Raw genomic sequence first — 19,613 nt, forward strand, 5'->3', positions numbered from 1 at the left:
AGTGTGCCACTAAATTATCAATAAAAACTAAATACTGATTCAGTACTTATGGGGTTTTTCATTCAAATTGCTGTAGGTATAGTTCTCGACCTATTTAACGCTTCGTCTTAAAAAACGAATAGCGTGCAACTTTTTAATGGGGGGAGATAAAATGAATGCTTCAGTTAATTACCACGTAAGAAAGCCTTTTACACAGGCATTTGAGTTTGATGTAGATGGTATTGATGGCAACTTGATATCGCCCGAACTTTTAATGACCAATGTTAATGTCTTCGACATACGAAATAGCGACGTGAATATTGGTTTCAAAACCCATGGAATTACTTTTTTAGAAGGGCTAAAGGCGGTTCCTTACCCATTCAATGAAGATGAGGAAGCACTATATAATCGTAAAATAGTGGAACTGCTTCAATCACAAATTGGTGCGGAAGAAGTCTTGGTATTTGATCATACTGTACGTATCGATGATGAAAATGCGTCGCGCAGACCTGCGAGAAACGTGCACAATGATTACAGTGAAAAAGGCATTCAAACGCGTCTTATTGATTTAGTTGGAGAACAAAAAGCCGCTGAATATCACAAAGGGCACTTTGGTTTCGTAAACCTGTGGAGACCCGTTGAAAACACCATCATGTCTTCTCCCTTAGGTTTTATCTGCCCTGACTCCATGGATGTCGAAGACTGGATAAGCATTGAGCTTTGGTATCCAGACCGCAAAGGGGAGATTTTAGGCGTAGCACCTAACCCTCAACATCGCTGGTTCTATAAATCTAAAATGCGCGTGGATGAAGGTATTATTTTTAATATTTACGATAACAGTGGGATCCCCCACTTAGCGCACAGTGCATTAGACATGAGCGAAGAAGACACTAACAGTACAACGCGTAAGAGTATTGAAAGTAGGATGCTGGTAAAATATTAGGATGGCGTGAAGAGCGCTAACTCATATCTTCATCATCTAGCCTGCACTGGTTAGCAAAGATAAGGTAGTCGTCTGGCGCCGATACTTTATTTTGTTTCGCTTTATACATAGCAATATCGGCCAGCTTAATCAGTGCATGCAAATTACGACTTGTTTGAGGATAAAAGGCAACGCCGACGCTCATAGAAACCACCGTTGGCTTACTATCGTTGTTAAAATAAAAAGGTTGTTTAACGCCAGCATTCACTTTATCTACTACTTTCTGAACCGACGCTTCATCATCCGCTTGCAGTAACAACATAAATTCATCGCCGCCCCATCGTATCGCGACATCGTTTTTGCGTATTTTTTCTTTCAATTGCTCAGCAACAAAAATGAGAACCTCGTCACCCGCATCGTGACCGTAAATATCATTTACCGCTTTAAAACCGTTAAGGTCAATCAGTGCCAACGCGAACTGGTGTTCCTTTCTCATGAGTTTGGCTATAAGCTTTTCACCGCCATTTCGATTGTAGATACCCGTTAAAGCGTCAAAATCTGCTTGTAGCGCAAGCTTTTGTAACTCTTGTCTACGACTCGAAATGTCATTTAACGTAAGCTGGTAGTAACGTTCACCTTCTTCTGTCAATAATGGGCTAGCAATAAGTTGAACCCAAATGGCGCTTTCATCGGCACTGCTTTTTAATTTGTATTCACCTGTCGCAAACTCGTTTCTGGCAAAGGCTTCTTGAAGTGCTGACTTCATTGCCTCAGGGGTGTCGAATAGCTCATCCAACAATTCACCATAGTCTTGCTTTATTCCAAGCCCGGTCTTTTCCACTAAGTCATTAAACGCTTTATTACGAAGCTCTATAATGCCGTTTTCAGCCATTAACACGGTTGCTGTTTTGGCGTTTTCAAACAACATCCTGAAGCGTTTTTCAAGAAACTCGATTTCTTCCCTTAATTGTCGTTCTTGGGTAAATTGCTCTTCGACTTTGTTCAGCAGTTGGTTAGTGTCGTAAACGAGTTTGCCTATTTCACTGCGCGAGTGATATTTAGGCGTTGGGATCCTTTGAGATGTTCCAGGCGTGATTTGGTGTAAAGAGCGGCCTACTCGTAACATCGGGGAAATAATAATGTAGTAGGTAATTATCAACGCCACTATACCAACTACCAAGGCTTCAGCGTACAGTGAGTAGCTGTTGTCGATACTGGTTTTTTCTGCTTGGTGAATAATGTATTCGAAATTGGGGTAGACATTCACCTCAGCAAGCGATTCTTCTGGCATAAAAGGGTGCCTAACCACAAACACTCGAGGTTCAATGCTTTTATTGATAGCTTCAGTTACATTTGTCTGGTAGTAAAGGGCCTCGCTTTTTATAGAGGCCGCTAGGATTTTGTCAGTTTTTACCAAACCATTAATGGCTTCTTTTGCTAAGTCTTCATCTTCTAAAAAAGCTGCGATGGATGCCGTTGCACCAACGGTTTGATAAAGCTCTTCGATATCCCTGTTAGCTTCGTTTATTTCGTTTTCATAAGTCACGCGATAAAAGAATTCAGCGGTAGTAAGTACCACTAACATTGCCGCTGCGACTAAAAACAGTGAAAAACGAAAACCTAGACCTTGTACGTTAATCAAAACGATAAACTACCTTCATGTTGCTGGTGACCGTCGACTCATAAACATAGGCCAGTGCCGATTCGTCTTCTTCAAGCCGTTGCTTGATGTCTTCGAGGGTTTGCTCTACCGCAGGAGGTTTAACGCGACCTGAGAATTTTAGTCGCGACCAATAGGCATTAACCCTTGCAAGAGGAAGACCCACTAAAGACTTGTAAAACTGACTTTTCAATTCGGAATCTAGTTCTACATCAATAGGCGTTGCTTCTTTTCCATTTGGGAATGCCGAGTATTTACCCATAAATAAATCGATTAGGCCTTTTTTATCCAATACCTGTACATCGTTATTAAAGTTAGTGACAACGACAATTTTTTCTTGCGCTTGCGCCATAGAAAACATGCTTAGCATTAGTAGTGTTATAACAGTTATCAAGGGGGTGGGTTTTAATAAATACATACTCCCCCCTTAAAAGCTAAAACTTAAGGCGAGGAATAGGGTGTGTGCTATACCACCTTCATCGTCAACGACTAAACCATCGCGGGCACGAAGGCCGGTACCTCTTGCTTTAACGTTGGTTCGTTCAACTTGTGCCTTAAACGCTAGGTTTTCTCGTAGGTCCCAGCGCCAGCCCACAGAGAATGTCTTCTGCCGGTGAGCCAGTGTGCTGGCCACCTCTTCTACATACACAGCGAGTTCAGCTGTAGCAGGAATGATGGGAAATTCAGGCTGCTCTTCGCTAAGAAAGTAGGTATCGGTTTCTGCAAAAGAAAATAGACCGTAAAAGGTATGCGCACCATAAAGGTAACTAATATTTAGAAAACCGTTAAAAGAGGGCCTCAATGCAACAGATTCTGAATCAATATGCGAAAGTTCACCGGATACTTCCCAGTCGCCTAAATAACGGTTGGCATAAAGAGAAGTATATTGAATAGTCGCGTCGCGTAGTCGCAGTGAATCCGAAAAGTCAGCCGCGCCGCTCCAAAAAGGTTGTAATAACTCTACTGCGGAGGTGACTTGTGCTATATCGAAATTATCGTTATCAGCTTCGGTGCGTGTGTGTTTTAACGCTACGCTCCAATCAAAAGCGGTTAATTCAATGCCCAGCGTGCGTAAATTTTCAAAGGTGATAGGTTCGAAATCCCTACTTGAAAAGTCGCTTTCTCCTTTACCCCAAAACCCTTTTACCGATAGGTTAAACTTTTCATAACGTTTCAAGTAACTGATATCAGCGCCATCAAGGCTTCTAGCCGGGACAATGCCGTAAACTTCTGTAGGCACTTTCACCCAAGGGTAGGCAATAGATACATCCCTCGTATCACTAAAATGGAATATATCGGCTGCAAGTCTTCCGGCTCTAACCTGCCACGAAGGCGTTAGGTTATAGCGCAAAAAAGCCATTTGCGTTATTGAGTCTATGTCCTGCTCATCTTGCTCTCTATAAACAAATTGCCCTACGAAGTCGAGATTGTTTGACAGGCTGTAATCAAGCTGCACGCCAATAAGGCTTAAAGGTTTAAACGCAAAGCCATCCTTTTTTGCAGATTCTGCTTGTGAACGGTCGGTGCGGAATTGGTAAGTGCGTGTATCTGCAGTGGCCGTTGCAAGCGTACCAAAACCGCTAATGTTAAGTTTGCTCTGTTCTGCTGCCGCTACGTTAGCTAGCAGCAGGCTTAAGATGGCCGTGAAGAACAAGTACGGCTTTTTTATCATTGTATTACCCAATTTGAAATCTACGTTAAATGTTGCCGAAAAAGCATTGTTTTGAAAATTTTACTTTAGTACAAGCATAGTAGAGAAACCACGAAGCTACTGAAAAGTTGGTGTTTTGTTTTGAAGACTAACAAAGTGACAAAAAACAGTTCTCTTAAAATGAGATAGACCTAAGTAACTATGCCGTTTAGCTTTTCGTCCCAATACGGGGTGCCGCTAAAGCGTTCAGCTAAGAAATCAATGAACGCGCGGACCTTGGGCGCTAATAAACGGTTACTAGGATAAACTGCCCATAGTGCACAATCGTTAGCGAGAGGGTAATCCTGCAGTATTTGAACTAACTCGCTACTTTCTAAATAAGTGTAGCTGCACCACGTAGCAGTAAGGGTAATACCACAGCCTTGAATACAGGCGTCGCGCACCGCTTCGCCATTGTCCATACGTAAGTGATTAGGCGTTTTAATTGAAGTGACACCTTGGCTGGCTTTAAAGTCCCACACTTCTAAGCCGGTAAGGTTAACTATTTTGTGATTTTTGAGATCTGCTGGCGTATCTGGCTTACCGTATTTTTCAATATAGTTTTTTGACGCCACAATAATACGTTTGTCATCAGCGAGTTTTTTCGCGTGTAAATTACTGTCTTTTAATTCTGCGTCGCGAATGGCGACATCGAACCCACCTTCTACTACATCTAAAATACTGTCGCTGAACCTGAAATCGATATTTAGCTGTGGGTATTGTTCTAAAAAGTCAGGGATCGCTGGGACTAAATGCATTCGACCAAATGAAGCAGGGGCGGTGACGCGCAATGTACCTTGTGGAGTCTGCGCACCGCTACCCACGGCTGCTTGCGCAGTTTCAATACTGTCTAACACTTCTTGCGCATGGGGCAAAAAAAGCTTTCCATCATCGGTAAGCGACACTTTTCGGGTGGTTCGATGAATAAGCCGAACACCTAATGCTTCTTCCAGTTTACCAATATGCGCGCTCGCCACGGCAGGTGAAATGTTAAGTTCACGCCCCGCTAAGCTGATATTTGCTGTGCTCGCAATACGCACAAAAAGCTTGAGGTGTTCTATGTTCATTTGAATTATCAATAAAATCTAAAAACTGTTTGTCTTTATACACTAATTATCATCAGAAGTTCTAGTACTTATGATTAGTCCCGTACCCAAACAACAGGCTTTAAAGGAGCTTAATCATGAAAGCGATGGTAATAAACGAATTTGGCGGTTCTGAACAATTTACACAAAACGATATTCCAGAGCCAACCGCAAAGGCCGGGCATGTTGTTGTGCGCATTGCAGCAAGCAGCGTTAACACAATCGACATGATGATTCGCGAATCGGGTGCCGACTTACCCTTTGCTCCACAACTACCAGGCGTGTTAGGTATGGACTTCGCAGGCACTGTGGAAGCTGTTGGTGAAGGCGTTACAGACTATAAAGTAGGTGATGAAGTTTACGGCTGTGCCGGTGGTCTTGGCGATTTACAAGGCTCACTTGCAGAAAAAATGCTGGCCGATGTTCGCCTTATCGCTCACAAACCTTCGTCTCTTTCTATGAAAGAAGCGGCAGCCATTCCTCTTGTAGGTATTACCGCGTTTGAGGGGCTTACTCGCGCACTCACCAGTGAAGGCCAAAACGTACTAATTCACGGAGGTGCTGGTGGAGTAGGGCATATAGCAGTACAACTTGCCAAGCATATGAAGGCTACCGTATTTGCGACGGGTGGCTCTGATGAGCAAAAAGAGATTATTGAATCTTTAGGTGCAACCTACATCGATTTCCGTAGTGAATCAGTTGAAGACTACGTAAGTAAATACACTGATGGTAACGGCTTTGACGTGATTTTCGATACGGTTGGCGGTAATAACCTTCAAAATTCATTCGCTGCTGCAAAATTAAACGGTCAGGTTTCGACTACTTTATCTTTACTAGAAACCGACTTGTCGCCTGTTCACTTTAGAGGACTAAGCCTGAACGTCGTGTTTATGTTATTGCCTATGATCCACAACGTGGGCCGCGAAGCGCATGGCGAAATACTTAAACAGTTGGCGAGTATTGTAGATGCAGGCGCACTAAAACCGATTATTGATGCCGAAGACTATACATTCGAGCAAATCGCACAGGCTCACGATCGTTTGGCAAGCGGTAAAGCAGTAGGCAAAGTTGTCGTTACCGTAGACTCGTTTTTTCCTTTGAAGTTTAGGTAAACAAACTTCCCGTAGTGCTTCCCTTAGCACACCCTTCGCCGCAGTAATCTTTCCTGCGGCTTTTTTATTTTTATCTTTTATCTAAAAGCGCCGTTTGGCAAAGGTCAGTGCTATCTACATAGTTTAAATGCTTTATAATTCTTCCTGAAAAGGAGAAACATACGTGAACGAATATGCTCGGTATTTTAATGGCTACCCTTCAACTATTGTAGAACAAGCCCTACAGCTAATTTCAGACAATCGGCTAAAAAGCTACTTGTTGAAAAAATATCCTAAAGCCCATGATATAACTACAGATAAGCTGCTTTACCAGTACGCGACGGATTTTAAAAAGCAGTACTTAAAAAATGCGCCCCCATTTGGGCGCGCCGCGTTTAAGAAACAGGGAGATATGGTTACCAATGCGTTAGGTACGCATACCTACCGTATGCAAGGTAAAACGCGCAAACACGACTTAGCCATTAATAGTGATTTGCTGCGTGCACCTGAGCCTTTATTAAAGGCCTTAGTAGTACATGAGTTGGCGCACTTTAAAGAAAAAGACCACAACAAAGCTTTCTATAAACTTTGTTGCTACATGGAGCCGGATTACCATCAGCTTGAGCTAGACTTGCGGTTATTCTGCGTAGCCGTTGCGATGGGAGAGAATCCTTATGGGTAGTACTTATGCCTTGATCTTAGGGAACGTCTATAATTGTAGTGCCGCTAATACGGCGATATAGCGGTTAAAGTGAAAGATGTTAAGTGAATAAGGAGTATTGATGAGCATTGCTAAAATTATGTCTACTCGTGTAGTCAGTGTGCATATGGACGACAGCTTGCAGTCATTAAGAGAGCTATTTGCGGCAACGGGGTTTCATCATTTGGTTGTGGTTCACGACAATAAACTTCAGGGCATTATATCTGATAGAGACTTAATGAAATCGGTTAGCCCTTTCGTCGACACGTTAAGCGAGCGTATGCTAGATCGCGCAACGCTGGATAAACGTGCCCATCAAATTATGACCCGTGAAGTGATAACGCTGAATCCTACTGACTCAGTATTCGCGGCCATTGAGCTTTTCAATACACATAAGATTTCCTGTATCCCCATTATCGATAAAGATACGCAGCCAGTTGGCATGGTGTCGTGGCGCGATGTGATGAAGTTTATGCAAAGTAGGGTGGAGGCTAAGCGCTAGCTCGGCTCTATTTAGCTCTACTTTGTACTAATTGTTTTACTTGGGTTAGTTGTATTAATTTAACGATGCCCTGCAACCTTTAGGCATAGAGGCCCTTCCACCAGAGCAAGAAACGCTTTTCGGTAGAAAGGCCAACGATGATTTGTTAGCTTTTGCGATAGCTAACTTTAAACAGCAAGCTATAAAGCACGGGCACAGCGATAAGCGTAAGCACTGTGGCGAACGCCAATCCGCCCATAATCGTCACAGCCATGTCAGCAAAGAAGGCGTCGAATAGCAGCGGTGCCATACCTAGTATGGTAGTAACTGCCGCCAATGACACAGGACGTACACGGCTTATTGTGGCATCGACTATAGCTTGTCGAATGGCCAACCCTTCTTCTATCTGAAGGTCAATTTCTTCAATAAGCACTATGGCATTCTTAATAAGCATTCCAAACAAGCTTAAGAAGCCGAGTAGTGACATAAATCCAAAAGGCATATCAGTACTAAGAAGGCCTGTAACAACACCGACCACGGCCATAGGTACCACAAGCCAAATGATTAGTGGCTGGCGTGCATGACCAAATAGCAATACTGAAATAATAAACATGACTAAAAAGCCTGCAGGTAAGCCTGCGCCTAAAGCTTTTTGTGCATCGCTAGAGCTTTCAAATTCGCCGCCCCATTCTAATGAATATCCAGCTGGAAGCTCAATGTCTTCAATAAGAGGGCGAATTCTAGCCAAAGCTTTGGCCGCAGTTTCGTGGTCACCCGGCTCTGCTTCTACCGTAATGGTGCGCACACGGTCGCGACGGTGAATACGCATTTCTTCGGTCATTAGCTCTAAGCCTTGCGATACCTGTGTGAAAGGCACGTACTGTCGCTGCTGCGTAGACCATACCTGCGATTCGCGTATCGACTGCAGCTCGGTATCTTCTGCTTTGCCCATTTTCGCAACAATGTTGTAGGCATAGTCGCCATCTTGCACTGTACCCAGCTGAACGCCACTACTTGCATATTGTATGGTTTGGCTAAAATCATTGTGTGACACGCCAGCAATACCTGCGTTGTAGTTATCAAACTGCGTGTTGATGGCAAAGCCTTTTTCACGCCAATTATGGCGCACGTCTTTTACTTTTCCGTCAGCAAAGAGCAAAGCCTTAGCTTTTTCCGCTAATTCACGAAGCACTTCAGTATCTGGGCCAGAAAACCTTGCTTCCAGCTTTGCGCCAGAACCGGGTCCAAACTGCATACGTTCCATGTAGAAATTGGCGTCGAAATCTAAGTCCGTGAGCTTACTTCTAAGCTCCTCTTGAATAGCAGGGATGTTATCCAGTTCATTCGCCCGAACCATGAAAAAAGCATAGTTTTCGTTAGCGCTTTTAGGTGCATAAGTAAGGGTAAAGCGATCTGCACCTTGGCCAATAAAAGTAGTTACAGCCGTCACGTTTTCCATTGCTAAAATGCGCGATTCAGCTTCTTTTGCAACGATTTCAGTTGCACGAATATCTCTGTCTTGCGGGCCCCAATAGTGCACAAAGAATAGCGGGGCATTTGATGGTGGGAAGAAACCTTGCTTTACCATACCAAAGCTTCCATAAGCCACGATAGTAATAACAAACAATGCACCAATAGTTACCCAACGGAGTTTAAGTGCGCCTAACAACGTGCGCTTGAACCAGCGCTGCGATGCTGAGAGTTCGTTGCCTGCAGTCTGACCCATACCTTTGCGGTAGAAATAAGCGCCGAGAACAGGCACTAACGTTACTGCTAATACCCAGCTGATCATTAGTGAAACCAAGACTACGGCAAATAACGAGTAAAGAAACTCGCCGGTGGCATCGTTTGAAAGGCCTATGCCTGAAAACGCCGCAATTCCAATAACGGTTGCGCCAAGTAGCGGCCACTGTGTGCGCTTAACAATAAAGCTGGCAGACTCTTTAGCGGTTGAGCCAGTGGCCATGCGAAGCATCATACCTTCAGCAACCACAATAGCGTTATCTACTAGCATACCCATGGCGATAACCATAGCACCTAGCGAAATTCGCTGAAGCTGAATATCCATGAGCCACATAACAAGAATAGTACCTAGCACGGTAACAAGAAGCACTGAGCCAACGACTACACCTGAGCGCCATCCCATGAACAAACACAGAGTTAAAGTAACCACGGCGACTGACATGACTAGGTTATTAATAAAACCTGTTACCGACTCATCAACCACCGAAGCTTGGTCGTATATGGGCGTAAGCGTAATACCAACAGGCAACTCTTGGAGTAGCTTCTCCACTTTTGCGTTAACGCGCTCGCCTACGTCAACAATATTTACGTCAGTGAGGGCTGAGACAGAAAGTGTTAACGCTTCTTCGCCATTGTAGCGCACATGAACTGGCTGTATGTCAGCGGGCTCTAATTTCAATGTGGCAATATCGGCTACTCTAAGTGAACGGTTAGTGCCCGGCACTACCACAGAAAGGTTTGAGATTTCTTCAAGCCTATCTGGTGCACGCTCTACAATTAGACGCACATTCTTTTCGTCTACTTTAATACGGCCACCGTTAAAGGGCCTTAAGTTATCTTCAAAAAGGGCGGCGAGATCAGGAAAGGAAATGCCTAAGCCTGCTAGTTGGTAGGGGTTGATATACGCCACAATTTGTTCTTTTTGAACGCCAGTGACGTTTACTTTTGCTACGCCCTCTGTCGTAAGCAGGTCGCGGCGTATAATGCGGGCAAACTCGCGAAGTTCTCGTGTATCAAAGTCCGGTGCGCTTAGCGCATAGTAAAGACCGTATACATCGCCAAAATCGTCGAACACGATGGGGTCTTGTGCGCCGGTGGGCAGTGAACTGGCAGTGTCCCGAAGGCGCTTTCTTAATTCATCCCAAATTTGTGGCAGCAGGTTACTATCGTACGTGCTTTTCACTTCAACCGTAATTTCAGACAATCCCGGCGATGAAACTGACGTTACTTTTTTTAATTGTGGCATTTGCTGAATAGCAATTTCCAAGCGCTCGGTAACTTCACGCTCCACTTTTTCAGCGCTAGCTCCAGGATAGTTTGTGTATACCTTAACCTGTTTAATAGTAAACGCAGGGTCTTCCAAGCGACCAATTTTGCTCATAGCCAACATGCCGCCTAAAAGCAGGATGACTACCATTAGCCAAATGTTGACGGGCTTATCAATTGAATAGCGTGCGATATCCATAAATTACTTCTCTCCTTCGTAAGGAAGCACTTTCATGTCTGCACGCATTTGTGTTGCTCCAGCAGCAACTACTTGCTGGCCAAGTGTGATTTCGCTTTGGCTATTACTCTCGATAATTGCTAGCTCGTTTTCAATATGCTTTACGTCAACAGGTGTTTTTGTCACCGAACTCGTTTCGTCGTTATATACCCATACCGCAAACCCTGAGCTTTTGTTACCAACAAGGGATTTTACTGGCACAACAAAGCCTTCAGGATACATGCTTCCTTGTAAGCTTACTTTAACCACAGCGCGGGCACCGGGTGTAAGCGGGAGTTCTTCACGAGGCTCCATAGCAAATACCACTTCATAGGTTTGCGAAACCGGGTCGGGTTGTGTGGAGTGCTCTACGTAATTCACTGGATACCACTGACTGCGATTAGTGGCTAACGTGGCGCTTGCCTGTTTGATACCACGGCCAATATTGGCGGTAAGCAAACGCTCGGGTACGTTAATGTTGAAGTAAATCTTAGAAACATCTTGAAGGCGAGCAATAGGAATGCCCGCAGCAACAAAGCTGTTGTTTTCAACAAGGCGTTGTGACACCTTTGCGTCGAACGGGGCATAGAGCTGAGTGTAACTTAAATCCTGCTCGGCATTCTTTAAGTCAATAACCGCTAATTCGTAAGATGTTTTTGCACTATCAAGCGAGCTTTGTGCGACTAACTTTTGGGCGAACATCTTCTCAATTCTATCTAGTTCGCGTTTTGCTTGGTCTAGGCGTGTCTTCGATTCTTCAACACGACGCTCAAATGGTTTACGGTCGATAGTGGCCAGCAACTTTCCTTTTTCTATATCGCTACCTGTCACTAAGTCGGTTTGAGTAAGTCGACCTGAAACTTCAAAGCTTAAATCCACAGTCTTAACCGCCGAAACAACGGCGGGGAAGGTAAACTCGTCAAAATCTGGAATGTTGCTTACCGTAGCAAGCTTCACGTAGCGAGGAGTTGCGCTAGATTGTTGTTCAGCGGGCTCTTCTTGAGAACATGCAGTCAGGGTTGAAACCGATAAAACGCTTAAAAATAGAATGTGAGAAAATCGCATTATGGACATAGGTGTGTGTAATCCATTGTCAGGGTAAATAAAGTATAGACGTGAGAACGTTAAGTAATAATGCTTCAGCACAAGAGCGAATAAGCAGTTATTACCTAAAGTAAACTGGTGAGTGCATTTTAGTGCGGTCGCATTGAAAAGTAAACTGTTCGGTGTAAAATGGAAACCAAGCGAGTTCGCGAAATGACGGGCAAAGCATAGGGGATTTATTTTGAGACTTTCAACATGGTAGGCAATACAAGAACGCGTAGTGATATAAAACGCGAAGCCATCATTCAGGCGGCTACACAGGCGTTCCAAGAGTTTGGCGTAAACGGCACCAGTATGGATAAGCTGGCTGAATTGGCGAATGTGTCAAAGCGCACAGTGTATAACCACTTTTCTACCAAGGAAGAGCTGGTGATGCACTTGGTTACCAAGCAATTTGAAGACGCCAAACTAAGTATAACGGTGGAATACGACTCGTCTCGTGATTTATCCGAACAGCTATGTGAGTTAATTCTTCAAGACATTGAATTTACCGTTACTGAAGAACATTTAGATATTGCTAGGGTCGCAATAGGGCACTTTTTTTACGATCCTGACAAGCTGAAAGACGAAGTTGCTCAATTAAAAGCGCAAGAGACAGCTTTGCATCGCTGGTTAAAAGCCGCGAAAGCAGATAATAAAATTGAGTTTGATGATCTAAGTCGAGTTGTCGATGAAATTGAGAGCCTTGTAAAAGGTCAGTGCTTTTGGCCACAGCTTTTTAAAATTGAAGATACCCTGAGCGGTAATGACAAAAAAAATGTAGCGAAGAATACAGTCGCGCTAATCCTAAGCCGTTATGCTACGGCATAGCGGCTAGTTTCTATTATAAACTAAGTAAAATTAGCTCGGGCTCTGAATACGAACTTAATACATTACCCGAATGTGTCTCCAATCTATTACCTGCACATTTTAATATCTGTAAAACTGACTTCCGTTACAGCGTAATACTCAATCAGACCGTACCTCAAAAGCGTCATATCACTATCCTTATACGTGCGCAGTATTCCATTATTTCAACGCCCCCTTTAAATGGCGTCATCAGTACATCAGGCTCGAGAGATTTTATGTCAGTCATTTAGTTGGCTAGATAAACAACTTTGAATAAGCGTTAGAAGGACAACCTGTTTTTGTAACACAGCAGCTGCTCTTAGATTTAAATACTGGAAGGTAGTGAAGCTCAAATAGCAGCTAAAAATGCCGAACCGTAAACTACACGAAGCGGGCTTTTAACATTTCTCCTAAATAACTTTTTCTTAAACATTTTGAGAAAAAAAACGATAATTTTTAGTTCTTGTGTTCGAAAAGTGTACTGGCAGACGTTTTTTTGAACTAAGGATTAAGAAAATTTATAAAGAGTTTTTAAATTTTGATGTATTTGCTCTCGTCATCTTGACATTTTTTCTATATTATCCAGACCACAAATAGCAACTATTATTATTTGCAATTGCAAAACGAATGAAAAGTTAAGCGGTTTGGAAATGCTAGCGACTCAAAAAAGTATTGCCGAATAATAAGGTTCTTGGTTGCCAACAAACACACAACACTTTGAAGAACACTTGGAGAGCAATTTTGAAATTCAAACTTACGAGCATTGCTACTGCGATCATGTTAAGCCCTGCTGTATTTGCTGCCGATATGGAAGATATTGAGAGACTCACAGTGGAAGGTAAGTACCTTTCTGTTAATCAGTCGAACTCTATCAAGAGCCCTACACCTATCATTGATGTTCCGCAAAGCTTGTCGATCATTACCGCTGAAGAAATTACGGCTCGCGGTATCACTAGTGTTGGTCAAATTATTGATTACACGCCAGGTGTTAATACTTCTCAAGGTGAAGGTCACCGCGATGCAGTGGTATTTCGTGGTGTACGTTCAACAGCCGACTTCTACTTAGATGGTAATCGCGATGACGTTCAATACTACCGTGCACTTTATAATGTTGAGCAGGTAGAAATTCTTCGTGGACCGAATGCATTGCTATTCGGCCGAGGCGGTACAGGCGGTATTTTAAATCGTGTATCTAAAAAGGCGAAAACGGGCGAAAAATTCGTAAATTATAACGTTTCAGCTAACACCTTTGGTGCTTACAATCTTCAATTAGACACAAACGTTGATACAGGCGACAAGTCTGCACTTCGTATCAACGCGATGTACGAAAGCTTAGATAACCATCGTGACTTCTACTACGGCGACCGCTATGGCTTTAACCCAACGGCACGCTTTGAAGTAAGCGACGATACTATTGTTGATGTGTCATACGAATACATCGATCACGAGCGCTTCATCGACCGTGGTGTGCCAACGGCAAACGGCGAACCAGTAGAAGCATTTGAAGAAATCGTATTTGGCGATCCAGAAAATAACTATCAAACTCTTGGTGCCGACGTATTTCGTGCAAACGTTGAACACAGCTTCTCTGACAACCTAAAAGGTAACTTCAACGCCTTTTACGGTGACTATGATAAAGTTTATTCAAATTTTTACGCAGCGGCATACGACGCCGACGCTGAAGTAGTAACCCTTGACGGTTATGTAGATACCACGCAGCGTGAAAACCTTATCTTGTCTTCTAACTTAGTAGGCGAGTTTGCAACGGGTAGCATTGAGCATACGGTTATTTTTGGTGGTGAGGTTATTAATACCAAGTCGAATCAAGACCGCTATAACCCAGAATTCGATTCTCGTGTAGGTGCAAATGATCCTGAAGGTACACTGCGAAACGATCAGGAGATGTTTAGTGTTTCTCGTCCTCTTAATTTTAGAGGACTGAGCGGTGTGAACAGTGCCGGTAATGCAGTTACTGCTACATTCTACAATGGCGTGGATAGCACATTAAACGATGACACCCATGTAGACTTGGACGTTTACTCTTTCTACGTGCAAGACGAAATTGCACTATCAGAAAACTTCGACCTAGTTTTAGGCGCACGTTTTGATAGCTTCGATATTGAAGTGTTTAACGTTGTTGCAGCAGAAACGCGCAGCAGAAAAGACGAAGAAGTATCGCCGCGAGCGGGCCTTGTTTACAAGCCGCAAGAGAATATCTCAATTTATGCGAGCTACAGCGAGTCGTTTCTACCACGCAGTGGCGAGCAGTATGCGAATATCAACGGTGATGCAGACGCGCTTGACCCAGATACCTTTACTAACCAAGAAATTGGTATTAAGTGGGACTTCAATGACAGCATGAGCTTTACAGCTGCTATTTTTGAAAATGAGCAAACATCACTTGATAACGACCCTAACGATGCAGAAAGCTTCGTGGAAGTAGACTCAGATGTATCTGGTTTTGAGCTTCAGCTTCAAGGTTATATCACTGATAAGTGGTACGTTACTGCTAACTACAGCAACCTAGACGGCGAGAATGCAAGTGGCGTGGAGCTACGTGAGCTACCTGAAAATACCATGTCAGTATGGACAACTTATGAAGTAAATGAAGTATTTGGCTTCGGCATTGGCGCAACATACCAAGACGAAAGCAAGGTATCGACAAGTGCTACGTCACCTGTACTGCCAAGCTATACCCGTGTTGATGCATCAGCGTACTACACACTTAGCGACAAGACACGTCTTCAGTTAAACGTTGAAAACCTAACTGATACGCTTTACTTCCCTAATGCACATTCTACGCATCAGGTTACAGTTGGCGCACCAATCAACGCGCGTTTATCTCTGATTGGTTCTTTCTAAGAAAAACTGAAAGATTACCCATAGAATTTGAAAGCCATTCGTGAAAGCGAATGGCTTTTTTATTTTGCAGAAAAATTTTTCCAAGCTGCGTTGGTGTTATTAGCGTATTTGCAGCTAACACTGTTTTACCTTCATACTGTCTAAGTCAGCAAGTCAGCAAGTCAGCAAGTCAGCAAGTCAGCAAGTCAGCAAGTCAGCGTTAAGCCTGTTTTGCGAAGTCGATAAGTGTCTGTCCATCCATGCGATAGCCTAGCCATTCACTCTTTGGTTTAGCGCCAAGGGACTCATAAAAATCGATAGCAGGCTTATTCCAATCTAAAACACTCCACTCAAAACGGCCGCAGTCATTGTCTACTGCTGTTTTCGCTAAATGTTGCAGCAGCGCTTTACCCGCACCTAGGCCACGAGATTTCGGCGAAACATAAAGGTCTTCAAGATAAAGCCCGTTGCGACCTTGCCAGGTTGAATAATTAAAGAAGTACACGGCAAAGCCAATAGGAGCACTGTTAGTCTCGCAAATAACGCAATGAGCAGTGGCACCTTCGCCAAATAGCGTCTTTAGAAGCGCCTCTTCAGATGCCTCTACTTCATGCTCAGCTTTTTCATAAATGGCTAGTTCCAGGATGAACTGGCGAATTTGTGAAATATCGCTAGGCGTTGCTGGTCTTATTGAAATTGCATCGTTCATCGTGTTTTCCTTTCAATAGGCTTGAAAAAAATGAGCCTCGAAGGCTCATTTTTAAAAGTTAAATGCGCTTATAAGGCGTACTTGAGAATGGCTACATTGACAATGCTAGCCGCTATTCAGCCGAGCCCGAAGGGTCAGTCGTATATGCTTCATTCACACCGCTACTTACCACGCCGTTGCTTGACTTTTTGCGTGTAATCAAACTTTTAATGTACGAGAAAGGGCCTCGTAAATCGAGCAATATCAGGTACAAACAAGGTACTAAGATTAAAGTCACCAAAGTGGCATAAAGCACTGCAAAGCCGAGCGCCGCCGCCATAGGCACCACAAACGCTGCTTGCAGGCTGGTTTCAAACATAATTGGCAGTACGCCCACAAACGTAGTAATTGAAGTTAACGTAATTGCCCTAAAGCGCGCAGTGCCGGCCTCAGTCACGGCTTCTTTAATGCTGTAACCTTGTGCACGGCGCTGGTTAACAAAGTCCGTCATAACTAGCGAGTCGTTGATAACAACCCCAGCTGCTGCAATAAGGCCAAAGTTAGACATCATAGAAAGGTCTAGGCCTAATACAAAGTGGCCGAACACTGCACCTGTAAAGCTAAATGGAATAACCGACATGATGATAAGTGGCTGTCCATAACTTTTTAGCGGAACAGCTAAAAGGATATACACCATGATCATGGCCGCTAAGAAGAAGAGTATTTGCTCGTTTTGTTGTGCTTGCTGCTCTTCAATATCACCGCCAAGCTCTGTCATTACCGAAGGAAATGACTCTTTAAGTTGAGGCAGTAGCTTGTCCTGAATTTCAGTAACGACCTCATTAGGTTCAACTTTTTCTTCATCAATGTTGCCCCAGATATAAACACTGCGGTAACCACCTTCTCGGCGAATGTAGCTAATACCTGGCTTCTCTTCTAATGCAACCACATCACCAAGCATCACTTCTTGGCCGTTAAGTGTTTTGATTAAAGAGTACTTCAAGTCAGCAAAGCGTTCACGGGTGAGTTCAGGGTAGCGAACCATGACCCTAACTTCTTCACCGTTGCGGATAACACGCTGTGCTTCGCCGCCGTAAAAGCCCGCGCCAACCTGAGAGGCGATATTAGAAAGGGTAAGCCCTAGATCGTAGGCAACTGGAAGTAACGTCATTTGCACTTCTTTGCTCGGCGGGTCAATAGTTGAGCTTACGTCAAACAGGCCTTCTTGCTGCTGCAGCATTTCAATGAACTTAAGGCCAGCCGCGTTTAAGGTGTCAATGTCTGGGCCAAAAAGTAGATAACCGAACTCACCGTCGTCACCGTCACCGTTTACATCATCAACCACGGTAAAAGACTTCATACCGGTAATTTCTGGAATGGCTTCGCGCCAGCGTCGTGCAAGCTCAAAGGTGTCGATAGGGCGATCTTCTTCATTAACCAGTGGTGTGAGTATGCGCCCTTCAGTTCTATCTTCGTTAAAAGCAAGACGATCGCGTATCATGCCCTGGCCAAATTCATCTATGATCTGCTCTTCAACGTCCAGAATCGTTTGTTCCACCACTTTAAGCGCATTAATAGTAGCCATATCAGAGACGTTTTCGTTCATCTCTATTTTTACGCTAGGAAAGTCGTGTGGCACTTTAGGATTTGGCACCATGCGTACATAGTTTGCGCCAATCAGGCCCATGCTTAGCATTAGCATAGCCACGAACATCATAAGTACTGCCCAGCGCCATTCAATCGCTTTTGTAACAGTACGCTTGTAAGGGCCATTTACGAACGCAAAGAATCCTCGGTTAAAGCGTGCACGCCAGCTGTCCTGTCGCACCGGAGAGAACTTGGTGTGGGCTAAATGCGCGGGTAAGATTAATTTTGACTCAATTAAACTAAACGCCAAACACAAAATAACTACTACAGCGATGTTATAGAAAAATGCACCTTCAGGGCCGCTGCTCAGTGTAAATGGAGCAAATACCGCGATAGTAGTTAATACACCAAAGGTAGCAGGAGTTGCCACGCGTTTAGCGCCGCGAACCACGTTGTCAACGCCGCCGCCCTTGCTTTCAATTTCGGTATAGGCGCTTTCTCCAATAACAATGGCGTCGTCAACTACAATGCCCAGTACCATGATAAACGCGAAGAGCGAGAGAATATTAATGCTCACCCCGAAAACCGGCATAAGCATCATTGCACCTAAGAAACACACCGGTAAGCCGACCATAACCCATAGCGCCAAACGAAAGCGCAAGAAAAGGGTAAGCATAAACGCGACGAGTACAGACCCTTGAACAAGATTCGATAACATCATGTCTAGGCGTGCATTAAGGTAGTAGGTCATATCCACCAAAACTTCTAGACTGACGCCCTGAGGAAGGGTCTCATTTCTCTGGTCGATATAGGCTTTTACAGTTTCAGCTACAGGAATGGTGTTTTGGGTTTTAGTGGCTTTTACAGCAATGTAGATGGCGTTCATGCCGTTGTACTTAAAGTAACGTTCGCCCTCAACAAATCCATCATTGATATAGGCAACATCACCTAACGTTACTTTCGCGCCACCAGTGCCAATTTTAATTGGTATTTGTTTGAACTCGTCGCCGCTGTAGTATTGATTTTCAACGCGAACTGACACTATCCCTGAATTAGTTCTTAGCTGGCCGGCCGAAATATTTGCTGAATAACTATTAATAGCTTGAGTAACATCGGCAATGGTTAAACCGTATTTTCTTAGCGTATCGGGCTTAATTTCAATAGCAATTTCATCATCGGGTGTATTGGCTTCCACCAGAGAAATGGAGCCAAGCTGAAGTAGTTCATCTTCTATTTCTTTAGCCAGCACTTTTAGCTCTGATAAAGGCAAGTCGCCAACAATAGGCATTTCGATAACTTGCTGCTGAAACTCTACTTGCGAAACGTTGACAGGCTCCATACCCGCAGGAAAAGTAGCAATGCTGTCTACGCGAAGTTTGACCTTGTCTAGAACGTCAGTCAGTTCAGCTTTAGTATCAATTTCTAAGGTGACTGCACCGCCACCGCGAAATGCTCTGGATACGGTGCGCTTAATTTCAGTGATGTCTTTTACCGCTTCTTCAACTTTGATGAAGATACTTTCTTCAATCTCTTGTGGAGACGCGCCGGGGTAGTTGGCTTCAACAGTAATGTAATTAATTTCGATGTTAGGAAACATCTGGCGCTGAATAGTAAAATAGCTGGCAATACCCATGACAATAATGAAAAACATTAAAAGGTTAGCCGCTACAGAGTTTCTTGCAAACCAAGAAATAATGCCGCTTTGTGTATCGTTGTGATTTTCCATGACAG

The 19,613-nt window shown here is 43.8% G+C and carries 14 protein-coding genes; 6 read left to right on the top strand and 8 right to left on the bottom strand.

From position 1 onward, the window contains the following. Positions 1 to 151: 151 nt before the first annotated feature. On the top strand, positions 152 to 922 hold the full coding sequence (locus ACXAFM_RS15525) for a CmcJ/NvfI family oxidoreductase (RefSeq protein WP_474835128.1): 771 nt from the start codon (positions 152 to 154) through the stop codon (positions 920 to 922). A 16-nt stretch (positions 923 to 938) separates the two neighbouring features. Here the strand turns inward: ACXAFM_RS15525 and ACXAFM_RS15530 are convergent, their stop codons facing one another. The 4 genes from ACXAFM_RS15530 to ACXAFM_RS15545 form a co-directional block, all read right to left on the bottom strand. Beyond that, the gene (locus ACXAFM_RS15530) at positions 939 to 2,543 is read right to left on the bottom strand and encodes a sensor domain-containing diguanylate cyclase (protein ID WP_474835130.1); all 1,605 of its coding nucleotides are present in this window, start codon (positions 2,541 to 2,543) and stop codon (positions 939 to 941) included. Then, on the bottom strand, positions 2,536 to 2,979 hold the full coding sequence (locus tag ACXAFM_RS15535; RefSeq protein ID WP_474835132.1) for a hypothetical protein: 444 nt from the start codon (positions 2,977 to 2,979) through the stop codon (positions 2,536 to 2,538). The genes ACXAFM_RS15530 and ACXAFM_RS15535 overlap by 8 nt, the downstream gene beginning before the upstream one ends. A 9-nt stretch (positions 2,980 to 2,988) precedes the next feature. Continuing rightward, the gene (locus tag ACXAFM_RS15540; protein ID WP_474835134.1) at positions 2,989 to 4,233 is read right to left on the bottom strand and encodes a hypothetical protein; all 1,245 of its coding nucleotides are present in this window, start codon (positions 4,231 to 4,233) and stop codon (positions 2,989 to 2,991) included. Between the two features lie 170 nt (positions 4,234 to 4,403). After that, complete coding sequence (locus tag ACXAFM_RS15545; protein ID WP_474835136.1) at positions 4,404 to 5,318, bottom strand: LysR family transcriptional regulator; 915 nt, start codon at positions 5,316 to 5,318, stop codon at positions 4,404 to 4,406. A gap of 116 nt (positions 5,319 to 5,434) precedes the next feature. On the opposite strand from ACXAFM_RS15545, the gene ACXAFM_RS15550 reads away from it, so the two are divergent. From ACXAFM_RS15550 to ACXAFM_RS15560, 3 genes are all read left to right on the top strand, one after another. Beyond that, positions 5,435 to 6,448 carry a zinc-dependent alcohol dehydrogenase family protein gene (locus ACXAFM_RS15550; RefSeq protein ID WP_474835137.1) on the top strand — a complete coding sequence of 338 codons (1,014 nt, stop codon included), beginning with the start codon at positions 5,435 to 5,437 and terminating at the stop codon, positions 6,446 to 6,448. Positions 6,449 to 6,611: 163 nt separating this feature from the next. Further along, positions 6,612 to 7,109 carry a M48 metallopeptidase family protein gene (locus tag ACXAFM_RS15555; protein ID WP_474835139.1) on the top strand — a complete coding sequence of 166 codons (498 nt, stop codon included), beginning with the start codon at positions 6,612 to 6,614 and terminating at the stop codon, positions 7,107 to 7,109. Between the two features lie 100 nt (positions 7,110 to 7,209). Then, entirely contained in the window at positions 7,210 to 7,629 is a 420-nt protein-coding gene (locus ACXAFM_RS15560) for a CBS domain-containing protein (RefSeq protein WP_474835141.1), read from the top strand. Positions 7,630 to 7,774: 145 nt separating this feature from the next. Here ACXAFM_RS15560 and ACXAFM_RS15565 read toward each other — a convergent pair whose 3' ends face one another. Together ACXAFM_RS15565 and ACXAFM_RS15570 are read right to left on the bottom strand one after the other, a co-directional pair. After that, the gene (locus tag ACXAFM_RS15565; protein ID WP_474835143.1) at positions 7,775 to 10,816 is read right to left on the bottom strand and encodes an efflux RND transporter permease subunit; all 3,042 of its coding nucleotides are present in this window, start codon (positions 10,814 to 10,816) and stop codon (positions 7,775 to 7,777) included. A 3-nt stretch (positions 10,817 to 10,819) separates the two neighbouring features. Next, positions 10,820 to 11,908 carry an efflux RND transporter periplasmic adaptor subunit gene (locus ACXAFM_RS15570; protein WP_474835145.1) on the bottom strand — a complete coding sequence of 363 codons (1,089 nt, stop codon included), beginning with the start codon at positions 11,906 to 11,908 and terminating at the stop codon, positions 10,820 to 10,822. 225 nt (positions 11,909 to 12,133) lie between these two features. Between ACXAFM_RS15570 and ACXAFM_RS15575 the strand changes: the two genes are divergently transcribed. Together ACXAFM_RS15575 and ACXAFM_RS15580 are read left to right on the top strand one after the other, a co-directional pair. Beyond that, positions 12,134 to 12,748, top strand: a complete 615-nt coding sequence (locus tag ACXAFM_RS15575; protein WP_474835146.1) for a TetR/AcrR family transcriptional regulator — start codon at positions 12,134 to 12,136, stop codon at positions 12,746 to 12,748. Between the two features lie 759 nt (positions 12,749 to 13,507). Then, positions 13,508 to 15,628: a TonB-dependent receptor gene (locus ACXAFM_RS15580; RefSeq protein ID WP_474835148.1), complete on the top strand. Its 2,121-nt coding sequence runs from the start codon at positions 13,508 to 13,510 to the stop codon at positions 15,626 to 15,628. A gap of 199 nt (positions 15,629 to 15,827) precedes the next feature. On the opposite strand, the gene ACXAFM_RS15585 is transcribed toward ACXAFM_RS15580, so the two are convergent. Both ACXAFM_RS15585 and ACXAFM_RS15590 read right to left on the bottom strand, forming a co-directional pair. Continuing rightward, complete coding sequence (locus ACXAFM_RS15585) at positions 15,828 to 16,316, bottom strand: N-acetyltransferase family protein (protein ID WP_474835150.1); 489 nt, start codon at positions 16,314 to 16,316, stop codon at positions 15,828 to 15,830. 112 nt (positions 16,317 to 16,428) lie between these two features. Continuing rightward, complete coding sequence (locus ACXAFM_RS15590) at positions 16,429 to 19,608, bottom strand: efflux RND transporter permease subunit (RefSeq protein WP_474835152.1); 3,180 nt, start codon at positions 19,606 to 19,608, stop codon at positions 16,429 to 16,431. Between the last annotated feature and the right edge of the window lie 5 nt (positions 19,609 to 19,613).

The sequence above is a fragment of the Alteromonas sp. ABD4_190 genome (genome assembly GCF_056160105.1).